General features: G+C 65.4%; 8 protein-coding genes. 4 read left to right on the top strand and 4 right to left on the bottom strand.

What is annotated here, in order from left to right; genetic code table 11:
- Nucleotides 1-327 precede the first annotated feature (327 nt).
- Both ettA and gdhA read left to right on the top strand, forming a co-directional pair.
- Nucleotides 328-1995 (top strand): energy-dependent translational throttle protein EttA, encoded by a 1668-nt coding sequence (gene ettA / locus N7640_RS00135; RefSeq protein ID WP_279903343.1) that lies wholly within the window; start codon nucleotides 328-330, stop codon nucleotides 1993-1995.
- Between the two features lie 199 nt (nucleotides 1996-2194).
- A complete protein-coding gene (gdhA, locus tag N7640_RS00140) occupies nucleotides 2195-3532 on the top strand; it encodes an NADP-specific glutamate dehydrogenase (protein WP_220814570.1) in 1338 nt (445 codons plus the stop codon).
- A gap of 193 nt (nucleotides 3533-3725) precedes the next feature.
- On the opposite strand, the gene rtcA is transcribed toward gdhA, so the two are convergent.
- The 4 genes from rtcA to N7640_RS00160 all read right to left on the bottom strand — a co-directional run bounded on the left by rtcA (nucleotide 3726) and on the right by N7640_RS00160 (nucleotide 9696).
- Nucleotides 3726-4748: an RNA 3'-terminal phosphate cyclase gene (rtcA, locus tag N7640_RS00145; protein ID WP_279903341.1), complete on the bottom strand. Its 1023-nt coding sequence runs from the start codon at nucleotides 4746-4748 to the stop codon at nucleotides 3726-3728.
- 133 nt (nucleotides 4749-4881) lie between these two features.
- A complete protein-coding gene (locus N7640_RS00150) occupies nucleotides 4882-6234 on the bottom strand; it encodes a PBS lyase (RefSeq protein WP_279903339.1) in 1353 nt (450 codons plus the stop codon).
- A gap of 4 nt (nucleotides 6235-6238) precedes the next feature.
- Complete coding sequence (locus N7640_RS00155) at nucleotides 6239-7465, bottom strand: RtcB family protein (protein ID WP_279903350.1); 1227 nt, start codon at nucleotides 7463-7465, stop codon at nucleotides 6239-6241.
- Between the two features lie 680 nt (nucleotides 7466-8145).
- Nucleotides 8146-9696 carry a TROVE domain-containing protein gene (locus N7640_RS00160; protein ID WP_279903338.1) on the bottom strand — a complete coding sequence of 517 codons (1551 nt, stop codon included), beginning with the start codon at nucleotides 9694-9696 and terminating at the stop codon, nucleotides 8146-8148.
- Between the two features lie 238 nt (nucleotides 9697-9934).
- Between N7640_RS00160 and rtcR the strand changes: the two genes are divergently transcribed.
- Both rtcR and N7640_RS00170 read left to right on the top strand, forming a co-directional pair.
- A complete protein-coding gene (gene rtcR / locus N7640_RS00165) occupies nucleotides 9935-11548 on the top strand; it encodes an RNA repair transcriptional activator RtcR (RefSeq protein ID WP_279903337.1) in 1614 nt (537 codons plus the stop codon).
- Nucleotides 11549-11678: 130 nt separating this feature from the next.
- Nucleotides 11679-14129 carry an AAA family ATPase gene (locus N7640_RS00170; RefSeq protein WP_279903335.1) on the top strand — a complete coding sequence of 817 codons (2451 nt, stop codon included), beginning with the start codon at nucleotides 11679-11681 and terminating at the stop codon, nucleotides 14127-14129.
- The last annotated feature ends 7 nt before the right edge of the window (nucleotides 14130-14136 follow it).

Consider the following 14136-nt stretch of genomic DNA (forward strand, 5'->3'; position numbering starts at 1 on the left):
GCGGCTGGGCCGGGCGAGGGGGTCGCCCGAGGAGCGGGAAGAACGGAGGCGGGATAGTGACACGCGTTATGAACCCTGCACGTACGGTTGCCAAGTCGGGGCCTTCCTGGCAATCGGGACCGCGTAGCATGCCCGTAAAAACGGCACAGTGCCATCACAGCCCATCGCCTGGTTTGCCCCGCGCGGTGCATTCCGGTAGCTTTGCCGCACGCGCGGGCGCACGGTTTCCTGATACTGCCCCTCGCTCCCGGAATTACTGCCTCCGGCCGGTGGGCTGGGGGCGCGGTTTCCTTTTCATTTCCAGTTTACGCAGAACCAAGGTCAGCCATGGCTCAGTACGTCTATACCATGCATCGGGTCAGCAAGGTCGTGCCCCCGAAGCGCGAAATCCTCAAGGACATCTCCCTGTCGTTCTTCCCCGGCGCCAAGATCGGCGTGCTCGGCCTGAACGGCGCCGGCAAGTCCACCCTGCTGCGCATCATGGCCGGGGTCGACACCGAGATCGACGGCGAGGCCCGCCCGATGCCGGGCATCAAGGTCGGCTACCTGCCGCAGGAGCCGCAGCTCGACCCGGCCAAGACCGTGCGCGAGATCGTCGAGGAGGCCGTGGGCGAGATCAAGCAGGCCCAGGCCCGTCTGGATGAAGTGTATGCCGCCTACGCCGAACCGGATGCCGACTTCGACGCACTGGCCGCCGAGCAGGCCAAGCTGGAGGCTATCCTCCAGGCCAGCGACGGCCACAACCTGGAGCGCCAGCTGGAAGTCGCCGCCGACGCCCTGCGCCTGCCGCCGTGGGAGGCGAAGATCGAGCACCTGTCCGGTGGCGAGAAGCGCCGCGTGGCGCTGTGCCGCCTGCTGCTGTCGGCCCCCGACATGCTGCTGCTGGACGAACCGACCAACCACCTGGACGCCGACTCCGTCGCTTGGCTGGAACGCTTCCTCCACGACTTCCCGGGCACCGTGGTGGCGATCACCCACGACCGCTACTTCCTCGACAACGTCGCTGGCTGGATTCTCGAACTGGACCGTGGCCACGGCATCCCCTACGAGGGCAATTACTCCGGCTGGCTGGAGTCGAAGTCCAACCGCCTGGCCCAGGAGGCCAAGCAGGAGGCGTCCCACGCCAAGGCGATGAAGGCCGAGCTGGAGTGGGTGCGCCAGGGCGCCAAGGCCCGCCAGTCCAAGTCCAAGGCCCGCCTGCAGCGCTTCGAGGAAATGCAGTCCCAGGAATTCCAGAAGCGCAGCGAGACCAACGAGATCTACATCCCGGCTGGTCCGCGCCTGGGTGACAAGGTCATCGAGCTGAACAACGTCAGCAAGGGCTACGGTGATCGCGTGCTGATCGACAACCTGTCGCTCAGCATCCCCAGGGGCGCCATCGTCGGCGTGATCGGCGGCAACGGCGCGGGCAAGTCGACCCTGTTCCGCATGATCACCGGCAAGGAGCAGCCGGACTCCGGCACCATCGAGATCGGCGACACCGTGCAGATCGCCAGCGTCGACCAGAGCCGCGACAGCCTGGACGGCGGCAAGACCGTGTGGGAGCAGGTCTCCGACGGCCTCGACATGATCAAGGTCGGCAACTACGAGGTGCCGTCGCGTGGCTACGTCGGGCGCTTCAACTTCAAGGGCGCCGACCAGCAGAAGTTCGTCAAGGACCTCTCCGGCGGTGAACGCGGCCGCCTGCACCTGGCGCTGACCCTGAAGCAGGGCGGCAACGTGCTGCTGCTCGACGAACCGTCCAACGACCTCGACGTGGAAACCCTGCGCGCCCTGGAAGAGGCGCTGCTGGACTTCCCCGGCGCCACCATCGTGATCAGCCACGACCGCTGGTTCCTGGACCGTATCGCCACCCACATCCTCTCCTACGAGGACGATGGCCAGGTGTACTTCTTCGAGGGCAACTACACCGAGTTCGAGGCCGACCGCAAGAAACGCCTCGGCGAGGCCGCTGCCCAGCCGCACCGGGTCCGCCACAAGAAGCTGGCGCAGTGATGTGCCCGTCTGGTGCGTATCCGCACCAATGACGTGCATGAAGACGGGGCCGGATGGCCCCGTTTTTTCATGGTTTTTCCAGTTTCTTTTACAGAAATGCACCAAATAGATTCATAAAAGCGCCATTTTGTTCTTTATTGGTGCTCTCGCGATTGCTAGAGTCTCGCCCCCTGAAATATCGAATCAGTGCGGGTGCCTCATGATCCAGTCCGTCGACAGCTTTCTCGCGCGCCTCAAGCAGCGCGATCCCGACCAGCCCGAGTTCCACCAGGCGGTGGAAGAGGTGCTGCGCTCCCTCTGGCCCTTCCTCGAAGCCAACCCTCACTACGTGGAAGCCGGCATCGTCGAGCGCATCGTCGAGCCCGAGCGGGCCATCCTGTTCCGCGTGCCGTGGGTCGACGACAAGGGGCGGGTCCATGTCAACCGCGGCTTCCGCGTGCAGATGAGCAGCGCCATCGGCCCGTACAAGGGCGGCCTGCGCTTCCACCCGTCGGTCAACCTGGGCGTGCTCAAGTTCCTCGCCTTCGAGCAGGTGTTCAAGAACTCGCTGACCTCCCTGCCCATGGGCGGCGGCAAGGGCGGCTCGGACTTCGATCCGAAGGGCCGCAGCGACGGCGAAGTGATGCGCTTCTGCCAGTCCTTCATGAGCGAGCTGTACCGCCACGTCGGTGCTGACCTCGACGTGCCGGCCGGAGACATCGGCGTCGGCGCGCGCGAGATCGGCTACCTGTTCGGCCAGTACAAGCGCCTGGCCAACGAATTCACCTCGGTGCTGACCGGCAAGGGCCTGACCTACGGCGGCAGCCTGATCCGCCCGGAAGCCACCGGCTACGGCTGCGTGTACTTCGCCGAGGAAATGCTCAAGCGGAAGGGCGAGGGTTTCGACGGCAAGCGCGTGACTGTCTCCGGCTCGGGCAACGTCGCCCAGTACGCGGCGCAGAAGGTCATGGAGCTGGGCGGCAAGGTCATCTCCCTGTCCGACTCCGAGGGCACCCTGTTCGCCGAGGAAGGCCTCACCGAAGAACAGTGGCAGTACCTGATGGACCTGAAGAACGTGCGCCGCGGCCGCATCAGCGAGATGGCCGAGCACTTCGGCCTGCGCTTCCTCGCCGGCCAGCGCCCGTGGGGCCTGGCGTGCGACATCGCGCTGCCCTGCGCCACCCAGAACGAGCTGGACGCCGAGGACGCCCGCACGCTGCTGAGCAACGGCTGCATCTGCGTCGCCGAAGGCGCCAACATGCCGTCGACCCTGGAAGCCGTCGACCTGTTCATCGAGGCCGGCATCCTCTACGCCCCGGGCAAGGCCTCCAACGCCGGCGGCGTGGCCACCAGCGGCCTGGAAATGAGCCAGAACGCCATGCGCCTGCACTGGAGCGCCGGCGAAGTGGACCAGCGTCTGCACGGCATCATGCAGAACATCCACCACGCCTGCGTGCACCACGGCGAGGAAAACGGCCGGATCAACTACGTCAAGGGCGCCAACATCGCCGGCTTCGTGAAAGTCGCCGACGCCATGCTGGCCCAGGGCGTGGTCTGATCTCCCCCGCGATGCCCGAAGGCCGCCGTCTGGCGGCCTTTTTCATGGCTTAGTTACGTGCTGGTGGCGCAATCCCGCTTTGTGGGAGCGGCTGGCGGCATCCCGATTGGCCGCGAAATCGCGGATAAATCCGTTCCCACAAGGTGTGCAACAACTAACGTGGACAGAGCCTTTTTCAGGGGCGACGGAAGGTTTAGGCGCTCAGCTCGATGAGCAATGCCCCGCAACGGGGCTCGCTGCAACGGACGACCACGGGCAGGAAGCGCTGCAGTACCTCGAGATTGCTCGCCAGATGCTCCGTCATCCGCGGCGTAGTGAAGCTGCCGCCACCGGCCAGCGCCATGGGCAGCAGCAACTGGTCGGCCAGGTGTTCCGCCACCGCGGTGCCGCTCTGCAGCCACTCGCGTGCCTGGTCGATGGCGCTGTCGGCTACCCGCTCGGCGCGTATGCCGTTCTGGCCGAAGGCGCTGAAGATTTCCGTCACCTGCTCGCAGACGATCTCCAGCAATAGCGCGTTGCCTGGTCCTTCCTCCTGTTCCAGCCAGACGAATCGCAGGTCCCCATCCGGCCACTTGAGGCGTTTCATGACCCGGGCAAGCTCGCGTTCGCCGACATGCCCCGGAATACCGGCGAGCAGGGCGCTGGCCTCCTGCCGCAGTACCGCTCCCGGCTCGAGCAGGTGCAGGGGCGAGAGGAAGGACGGTTCGACTTGGGACGAGATCACCCCGCCTCCGGCCGGTGCGAAACCATGACGGAGCAACTGCATATCGACCTTGGCACCCATACGCCGCAGGAGCGGCAACCAGGCGCGCAGCAGGAAGTCCGCCGGTGGCGCCAGCGGATTGTGAGTGCCGCCGCTGATGTGCAGTGTGCTCGGCGCATCGGCTCGCAACAGGGCGGGCAGCAGTGTCTGCAGCACCAGGGTGCAGCTGCCGGCGCTGCCGATGGCGAACCGATAGTTGCCGCCGCGAATGGCGCCGGGGCTGAAGCTCAGCCGCTGCGATCCCAGTTCCGCGCCCTCGACCTCGGCCGAGCAGACCTGCGCCGCCGCCTGTACGGCGGTCAGGTGCTGACGCAGCAGGCCGGGGCGGCTGCGCCTGGCGCGAATATTGTGGATGGAGAACGGCCTGCCGCTGAGCATCGACAGGCTCAGCGCGCTGCGCAGTACCTGGCCTCCGCCGATGGCGCCGTCCAGTTCGAGGATGTCCTTGTTCATTTCTGTTCCCTGTCTCGGCGGTGAGCCGAGTTTCTTTCGTGCGTATTGCTTGACTATCTGGAGCGGGTAGCCGTCGAGCAGCCTGTTATCCACCTTGGTGCGTGGCAGCGTCAGCCGGGCCTTTCTTCCATGCTCATGACAGGCGGGCCGCGCAACCGTCAGGCAGGGCGCCACTGTTCTCGAGATCGCGAACCCGAACTATCAGCCGTTCTCTGTCGGCTTTCGCGGTGGTCGGGTCGATCACCACGTATTGCCATTGGCACCAGGCGGCTATCAGCTTCAGCCAGCTATCCTGTTCCTCCGGGTTGGCATCCAGTCGGAGCAGCAGGTAGGCCAGTTGTTGCCAGCGGGGACGCAGGTTCATCAGGGCAGCTCGGCGCGCTGCTGGCAGGCTGTGCCAGTCACGATCCAGGCGGTCGTCGAGTTCGGTCTGCAGTACTGTCCAGAGCTGCTTGCCCAGGTGCTCTACGGCTTTCGCGAAGACCTTGTCGGCGGGGTCATCCAGCGCGGCCAGCTGTTCCCTGAGCTGTGTGTCGGCTAGCCCTGCGACGGCGGCCAGCCGCACACTGCTCATCGGCGAGAGCAGGGCGCTGGAACACCAGGGTTCGTCCAGCTCGACAGCCAGCTCGCAGGCCAGGCCAAGTACACCCAGCCATTCGCGCTTTCGCTTTGGCATGGGCTGGCGCAAGCGAGTCTCAAGCACTTCGCGCGGTTCGATCTGCCAGCGCGGGGCCGCCCAGCGGGCCAGGTTGCGCACCGAAGGAGAGGCAGCCAGCAGCGCGTCGCGCAAGACCTCTCGTGGGTCGTCGAGCCGTGTCAGCAGGCTACGAAGCACGCTGACCTGAACACTGGCCCCGGGGTTCTTGAGCGCATCCAGCAGCAACGAGTGAGCTTGTTCGGTCGGCAGGGCCTGGCAGGCTGGCACAGCCATCTGGCGCACGGTCATCTCGCGATGAGCCAGGGCGGTTCTCAGCAGGTTGGCCGGTTCGTCACTCACTTCCAGCAGCAAGTCGAAGAGAAACCTCGCTGCCTGACCATGCCGGGCAACGAACGAGGCCTCTACCCCCTTGCGAACCTCGGGCGCCTGCAGCGCGGCACGTGCCGCCGCCAGCGTAGGGCCGTGGTCGGCGCGCTGGCGCTCGGCCAGGGCCATCAACTGCGGCAGGGCATGCAGCAAGGCGGGAGCCTGCTCGGGGATCAGATAGCGCTGCACGGCCGTGACGGCCAGCTCGCGCACCTGCGGTACCCAGTCGTTGACCCGTTCCAGCAGCGCTGCCAGCGCGGCTGGCGACGACTGTTCACTCAGCTTGCGCACGGCGATCTCGCGAACGAAGCCGTTGCCGTGGGTGCTGAGCGTGAGCCAGTCATTTGTGTCGCCGCAGGCGGCCAGGGCCTCACATGCCTCGTGACGGCGATGGTTTTCCCAGTAGTTACCGGAGGCCGGGCGGCTTTTCAGCCGTTCCAGCCAGTCTTTCAGGTATTTCATCTTTCTATCCTTTCACGCATACCACCTGTCGCAGGGTATGCACGACTTCCACCAGCTCGCGCTGGGCTTCCATGACATGGTCGATGTCCTTGTAGGCCATCGGGATTTCGTCGATCACGTCGGCGTCCTTTCGGCATTCGACATGGGCCGTGGCGCGAATCTGGTCGTCCACGGTGAACAGCTTCTTGGCCTTGGTCCGGCTCATGGTCCGACCGGCACCGTGGCTGCAGGAGCAGAACGCCTCCTCGTTGCCCAGGCCGCGGACGATGAAGCTCTTGGCGCCCATCGAGCCGGGGATGATCCCCAGTTCGCCTTTCTTCGCCGATACCGCGCCTTTTCGGGTCACCAGTACCTCTTCGCCGAAATGCCGTTCCTTCTGCACGTAGTTGTGGTGGCAGTTCACCGCCTCCAGGGCCACGTCGAACGGCTTGGCGATCACCCCGCGTGCGGCGGCGATCACCGCGTGCATCATCAGTGCGCGGTTCTGCTTGGCGAAGTCCTGGGCCCAGCCCACCGCTTCCACGTAGTCGGCGAAGTGCCGGCTGCCTTCCTCGAAGTACGCCAGGTCGCGATCCGGCAGGTTGGCGATGTGCTGGCGCATATCGGCCTGGGCAAGCTCGATGAACAGATTGCCGATGGCGTTACCCACGCCGCGCGAGCCGCTGTGCAGCATGAACCAGACGCGGTTGACCTCGTCCAGGCAGACTTCTATGAAATGGTTGCCGGTGCCCAGGGTTCCCAGGTGCTTGCGGTTGTTGGTGTTGGCGAGCCTCGGGTATTTGTCGGTGATCGCCTTGAAGCGCTCGCTCAGGGCAGACCAGGCCTGGTCGGTCATTTCCGGCACGTTTTCCCAGGCGCCTTTGTCGCGAGCGCCACGACCGGAGGTTCGTCCGTGCGGCACGGCCTTCTCGATGGCGGCGCGCAGCCCTGCCAGGTTATCCGGCAGGTCGTGGGCCATCAGCGAGGTGCGCGCGGCGATCATCCCGCAGCCGATATCCACTCCGACCGCGGCCGGGATGATGGCGCCGACCGTGGGGATCACGCTGCCGATGGTCGAGCCCTTGCCCAGGTGCACGTCCGGCATCACGGCCAGGTGCTTGAAGATGAAGGGCATCTTCGCGGTGTTCATCAGTTGCTGCTTGGCGTCTTCTTCGACCGGAACGCCATGGGTCCACAGCTTGATCGGCTTGCCGTTGGCGACTTCCAGCAGGTTGTAGGTCTTGGTTTGCATCGTCATTCACTCGTATCCGTGCTGGCCGCGCCAGCCTGTTCTCATTGCGGCGACAATTCGTGGCGAAACATGCGCAGTGCTCTATCCGCTGAGCTACAGCCTTGCGGCTGACGGGAGTCGAACCCGCGACCTTTGCGTTCTGTAGTTCCGCCGGCATTCGCCGGGTCGATCAAAAAGGGTGGAGGTGTGGCCTCCGTGCAGCGACGAGGTGACAGGCACATCTGCTCTACCAACTGAGCTACCCGTTGCCGGGGCGGGATTCGAACCCGCGACACAATGTAGTGCCTGTGGCATTCGCTGCCGGCCCGCCGTGGCGGGCCTGAAAAAGATGCGACGACAAGGGTGGTGAAACGTATTTTCGTGTTCTGCCATTGAACTACGGCCCCCCAGTGATGGAACCGACGGGATTCGAACCCGCATCTCGACCGTGGAAGGGTGTAGTTCCACCGGCATTCGTCGCAAAACCGTGAATCAGGTGGCACGACAAAATGAGTGGCTGTTCCGTGTTGCCACGGGCGGGAATCGAACCCACTTAACCGATGTACAGCCACTGGCATTCGTGCCTTCGCTCGTGTTCGACAGGGGAGTGATGAGACGTCTTGGATGTAGTCCCATCGGCATTCGAACACGCTCGAAATCGTTGATCTTTTGCCCCTGACCCCAATTGGTCGGGGGCTTTCTCATATCTCCATCTTCTCGATGGCGTCGACCCAGTGGCCGGCGCCGAAGTTACCCGCGGCGAACTGTGCCGCCACGTCGAACACCGCGTCGCTGAAGCCGCCAACATTCAGGATGTCCGCGCGGTCCGCGGCCTGCGTGGTGCCATGTGGCTGCAGGTCGATGCAGATCAGCCGCGCCTGCGGGTTGATCCGCTTGATCCGCGCCCACTGGCGCAGGGTTTCCGTGGCGCCATGGCGGCGGGCATCGATCCAGGATTCGTTGTCGGAAACCAGGATCAGCGTGTCCACCTTGGCCTTGGCGTCCGCCAGTTGCTTCAGCGGGGCGGAACAGCTGGTCCCGCCGCCGCCGATTGCTGCCAGCTTCTGCGCGTTGCTCATCACGCTGTCACGCGGGTTGAGCGCCACCTTCACCACACTGTTCTCGAACGGCAGTATGCGGGCCTGCGGCTGCTTGCGCAGGATCGCCGCCGCCACCAGCGCAGCCACATCGATGCAGCGCACCGCCGTGGTCGCGCCCTGGCGATAACCCGTGACCGGGCTGTGCATCGAGCCGGACACGTCCGGGCATACCACCACGTTGCCGGTCAGCGCCGGCACGTTGGCCAGCGACAGCTCCAGGGCATCCTGCAGCGCCTCTCGCACCGCCGGCGGTATGCCTTCACCGGTCATCCGGTAGGCGGCCAGCAACTGGTACGGGTAAACCCGCGCCTTGGCCACCGCTTCGGCATCGGCCAGGCGTGCCGCTACCACCTCGGTGCAACCCTCGACCGCGAACGCTCCGTGGCGCGCCAGGGTGTTGAGGTTCATGCGCAGCGCCTGCCAGCCCATCCGGCCTGCCAGCTCGGCCCATTGCACCGGGCTCAGTGTCTCGTTGCCGAGCAGCTGGAACGGCACGTCCGGCAGCTCGCTGCTCGCACCGCTGCGAAACGCCAACAGGGCGCGGGTCAGCGGCGGCAGGGCGGCGGCATCCACCGGCTTGCCGATAAGCCAGGCGAAGAAGGCTTCGCGCCAGGCCTCGGCCGGTTTGGGATGAACCATCTTCACCACGTCCGCCAGGGACGGCTGGTTGCCGATCGCGGCCTGCAGCAGCTGGCGTTCGCTGGCCGTGTTCAGCCACGTCTGCACCAGGCGCTTGGGCTGCGAGCCGAGGGACTTACGCCCGGTCACGCCGCTGCGCAGGATCTGCACGAAGGTGCGCAGCATCTTGCCGTTGTCCACCACCTGACCGAACAGAGCCGGCACCAGGCTCGAACGCTGCGCTGCCAGGGCGGCCAGCAACAGGGCCGGCATGTCTTTCATGTGGCCTTTCTTGCGAGCGTACAGTGCGGCCTTGGTCACGTAGCGGGCGTCCAGCTCGGCGACCAGTTTCAGCACTTCGGCCAGCTGGGTTTCGGCGTCGGCATAGAAGGTCTGGTTCAGGCAGCCGGTTACCGCCATCTGCGCCAGCTTGTGCCTGGGTTTGTAGGCGTAGGCCGGAGCCTGCTGGCTGTTCAGCGCATCGCAGGCAGGCAGCTGGGCGTCTCGGGTGTTGAACAATGTGAAGTTGGCCATCTTGGCATCTCGCTCTGTTGTCCTTGCTTGCCAGGACTATTGCAGTGGCTGTGCCAGGTTTGGCTTTGTGAGTCTTAAAATGTTTCAACTAATTGAATTTAAAAGAATAAATTTATAGATACGGTGGGATTAACGCCTGTGGTTGGAGACAGGTGTCTGGTTTTTTATAGATTTATGGATATTAATTTATCCTTATAGATAAGATTGGTTGCGCCCATTAACGGAAACCGAGAGGCGGATGAACATTTCACGCAAGCGTACCGTCGCCATCGGCTTCCTCGGCTCCACTCTCGATCGCGTGGGCAAGGGTGCCAACCGCTGGGGAAAGTGGCGACCAAGCATCGGCCTGTGCCAGCAGGCGGACCTGCTGATCGACAGGCTGGAGCTGATCCATGGCGTGGATGCCCGCGACGTCAGCCTGGCCGAGCGTATCCGCGCCGATATCGAGCAGGTCTCGCCGGAAACCGAGGTGCGCCTGCAGCCGATGCGGTTGCGCGATCCCTGGGATTTCGAAGAGGTCTATGGCGCGCTGCATGACTTCACCAGCGCCTACGCCTTCGATACTGAGCGTGAGGACTATCTGGTGCACATCACGACCGGCACCCACGTGGCGCAGATCTGTTGGTTCCTGCTCACCGAGGCGCGCTACCTGCCGGCGCGACTGGTGCAGACATCGCCGGCGCGTCGACGCGATGAAGAGGCCCAGGTCACCGGCACTCACGCGCTGATCGACCTCGACCTGTCGCGTTACGACCGCATCGCGACCCGTTTCCAGCACGAGCGCCTGGAAGGGCTGGCCTTCCTCAAGTCCGGCATCGCCACGCGCAATGCGGCCTTCAACCGCTCCATCGAGCAGATCGAGCGGGTGGCGGTGCGCTCGACGGCGCCGATGTTGCTGATCGGCCCGACCGGCGCCGGCAAGTCCTTCCTCGCTCGCCGCGTGTACGAGCTAAAGCGCAGCCGACACCAGCTCGATGGCCGTTTCGTCGAGGTCAACTGCGCGACCTTGCGCGGCGATGGCGCCATGTCGGCGCTGTTCGGCCATATCAAGGGCGCCTTCACCGGTGCGCAGAACGCCCGTGACGGCCTGCTGCGGGCGGCCGATGGCGGCATGCTGTTTCTCGACGAGATAGGCGAGCTGGGGCTCGACGAGCAGGCCATGCTGCTCAAGGCCATCGAGGAGAAGCGCTTCTTCCCGCTTGGTTCGGACAAGGAGGTGGCCAGCGATTTCCTGCTGATCGCCGGCACCCACCGCGACCTGCGGGCGCGCGTCGCCGAGGGGGCGTTCCGCGAGGACCTCTACGCGCGGATTAACCTGTGGACATTCGACCTGCCCGGGCTTGCCGGGCGCCGCGAGGACATCGAGCCGAACATCGACTTCGAACTGGAGCGTCATGCGCGCGAGCAGGGGCGACTGGTCCGCTTCAACCTGGAGGCGCGTCGCCGCTACCTGGCCTTCGCCACCTCCGGCGAGGCGGCGTGGCAGGGCAACTTCCGCGAGCTGTCCGCCTCGATCACCCGCATGGCGACCCTGGCGGACAGCGGGCGGATCGACGAGACCCAGGTCGAGGAAGAGATCGCCCGGCTGCGCCACGCCTGGGGGCTGGAGGTGCGGCCGGATGACTTGCAGGCGTTGCTGGGCGAGCAGATTGCCGACATCGATCTGTTCGACCGTCTGCAGTTGCAGGCGGTGATCGCGGTCTGCCGCGAAAGCGCCAGCCTGTCCGAGGCGGGGCGGCGCCTGTTCGGGGTGTCTCGCCAGGCGAAGGCCAAGGCCAACGATGCCGATCGTCTGCGCAAATACCTGGCGCGCTTCGGCCTGGATTGGGTGCGGGTGCGCGGCAGCGCTTGAGTGGCGGTGGTGCGGCGGAATCGTGTTCGTGGCTGCCGGGATGCGTCCCGACTACTGCCTTGCCAGCGGCGCCGGGGCGGCGCCAGAATGGTCCCATCTTGCGGCTAGCCCGCTTCGACAAGGACTTCCGATGCCCGAATCCTTCGCTGCCAGCCTGCGCCTGGCGCCCGATGCCCTGACCCGTCCCTGCGCCCCCGACCAGTTCAACTTCACCACCACCGATGATCTCGAACCCTTCCGTGGCGTGCTCGGCCAGGAGCGCGCCGTCGAGGCCCTGCAGTTCGGCGTGGCGATGCCGCGCCCCGGCTACAACGTGTACGTGATGGGCGAGCCGGGCACCGGCCGCTTCTCCTTCGTGCAGCGCTACCTCAAGGCCGAGGCCAAGCGCCAGGCCACGCCGGACGACCGGGTCTACGTCAACAACTTCGATGAGCCGCGCGAGCCGCGCGCGCTGGAGCTGCCGCCCGGCACCGCCGCGGAGTTCACCGCCGATGTGGGCCATCTGATCGACAACCTGCTGGCGACCTTCCCCGCAGTGTTCGAGACGCCCACCTACCAGCAGAAGAAGGGTGCCATCGACCGCATCTTCAACCAGCGCTACGACAAGGCGCTGGACCTGATCGAGAAGCTGGCGCTGGAGAAGGATGTCGCCCTTTACCGCGACAGCTCGAACATCGCCTTCACGCCGATGAAGGACGGCAAGGCGCTGGACGAAGCGGAATTCGCCCAGTTGCCGGAAGCCGAGCGCGAGCGCTTCCACGAGGACATCGCCGTGCTGGAAGAGCGCCTCAACGAGGAGCTGGCCAGCCTGCCTCAGTGGAAGCGCGAGAGCAGCAACCAGCTGCGCCAGCTCAATGAGGAAACCATCACCCTGGCCCTGCAGCCGCTGCTCGCGCCGCTCTCGGAGAAGTACGCGGAGAACACCGGCGTCTGCGCCTACCTGCAGGCGGTGCAGGTCAACCTGCTGCGCACGGTGGTCGACCAGTTGCTGGACGACAAGCCCGACGTCCAGCGCCGCGAGATGCTGGAGGAGCAGTACTGCCCCAGTCTGGTAGTCGATCATCACGCCGACGGCGGCGCCCCGGTGGTGTTCGAATCGCACCCGACCTACGACAACCTGTTCGGCCGCATCGAGTACAGCACCGACCAGGGCGCGCTCTACACCAGCTACCGCCAGCTGCGCCCGGGTGCCCTGCACCGCGCCAATGGCGGCTACCTGATCGTGGAGGCGGAAAAGCTGCTCGGCGAGCCCTTCGTCTGGGACGCGCTCAAGCGCGCGCTGCATTCGCGCCAGCTGAAGATGGAGTCGCCGCTCGGCGACATGGGGCGCATCGCCACCGTGACCTTGACGCCCCAGGTCATTCCGCTGCAGCTCAAGGTCATCATCATCGGCTCGCGCCAGCTCTACTACGCGCTGCAGGACCTGGATTCCGACTTCCAGGAGATGTTCCGCGTGCTGGTGGACTTCGACGAGGAGATCCCGGTCGCCGACGACAGCCTCGAACAGTTCGCCCAGCTGCTCAAGACCCGCACCTCGGAAGAGGGCATGGCGCCGCTGAGCGCCGCCGCCGTGGCGCGCCTGGCCACCTACAGCGCGCGCCTGGCCGAGCACCAGGGGCGGTTGTCGGCGCGCATCGGCGACCTGTTCCAGCTGGTCAGCGAGGCCGACTTCGTGCGCCAGCTGGCCGGCGATGCGGTGACCGACGTCGGCCATATCGAGCGGGCGCTGAAGGCCAAGTCCGACCGCACCGGGCGCGTGTCGGCACGGATCATCGACGACATGCTGGCCGGCATCATCCTGATCGATACCGCCGGCGAGGCCATCGGCAAGTGCAACGGGCTGACCGTGCTGGAAGTCGGCGACTCCGCCTTCGGCGTGCCGGCGCGAATTTCCGCCACCGTCTACCCGGGCGGCTCGGGCATCGTCGACATCGAGCGCGAGGTCAGCCTGGGGCAGCCGATCCACTCCAAGGGCGTGATGATCGTCACCGGATTCCTCGGCAGCCGCTACGCCCAGGAATTCCCTCTGGAGATTTCCGCCAGCATCGCGCTGGAGCAGTCCTACGGCTATGTCGACGGCGACAGTGCTTCCCTCGGCGAGGTCTGCACCCTGATCTCGGCCCTGTCGCGCACGCCGCTCAAGCAGTGCTTCGCGATCACCGGCTCGATCAACCAGTTCGGCGAGGTGCAGGCGGTCGGTGGCGTCAACGAGAAGATCGAGGGTTTCTTCCGCCTGTGCGAGGCGCGCGGTCTGACCGGCGAACAGGGGGTGATCATTCCCCATTCCAACGTCAGCAACCTGATGCTCGACGAGCGCGTGCTGCAGGCGGTGCGCAACGGCCAGTTCAACGTCTATGCCGTGCGCCATGTCGACGAGGCCCTGGCCCTGCTGCTGGGTGAGCCGGCGGGCGCGCCGGACGAGAAGGGGCGCTTCCCCAAGGGCAGCGTCAACGCGCGGGTGGTGGAGCGCCTGCGCAGCATCGCCGAGATGGGGATGGAAGAGGACGAGAAGGACAAGGAGCCGAAGATCAAGGAAGTGAAGACCCGGGCCAAGCCGGCGGCGAAAGCGCCCAAGGAATGACGCTCGT

Origin of the sequence: Pseudomonas sp. GD04015 (assembly GCF_029837675.1) — a bacterium.
Lineage (GTDB): Bacteria > Pseudomonadota > Gammaproteobacteria > Pseudomonadales > Pseudomonadaceae > Aquipseudomonas > Aquipseudomonas paralcaligenes.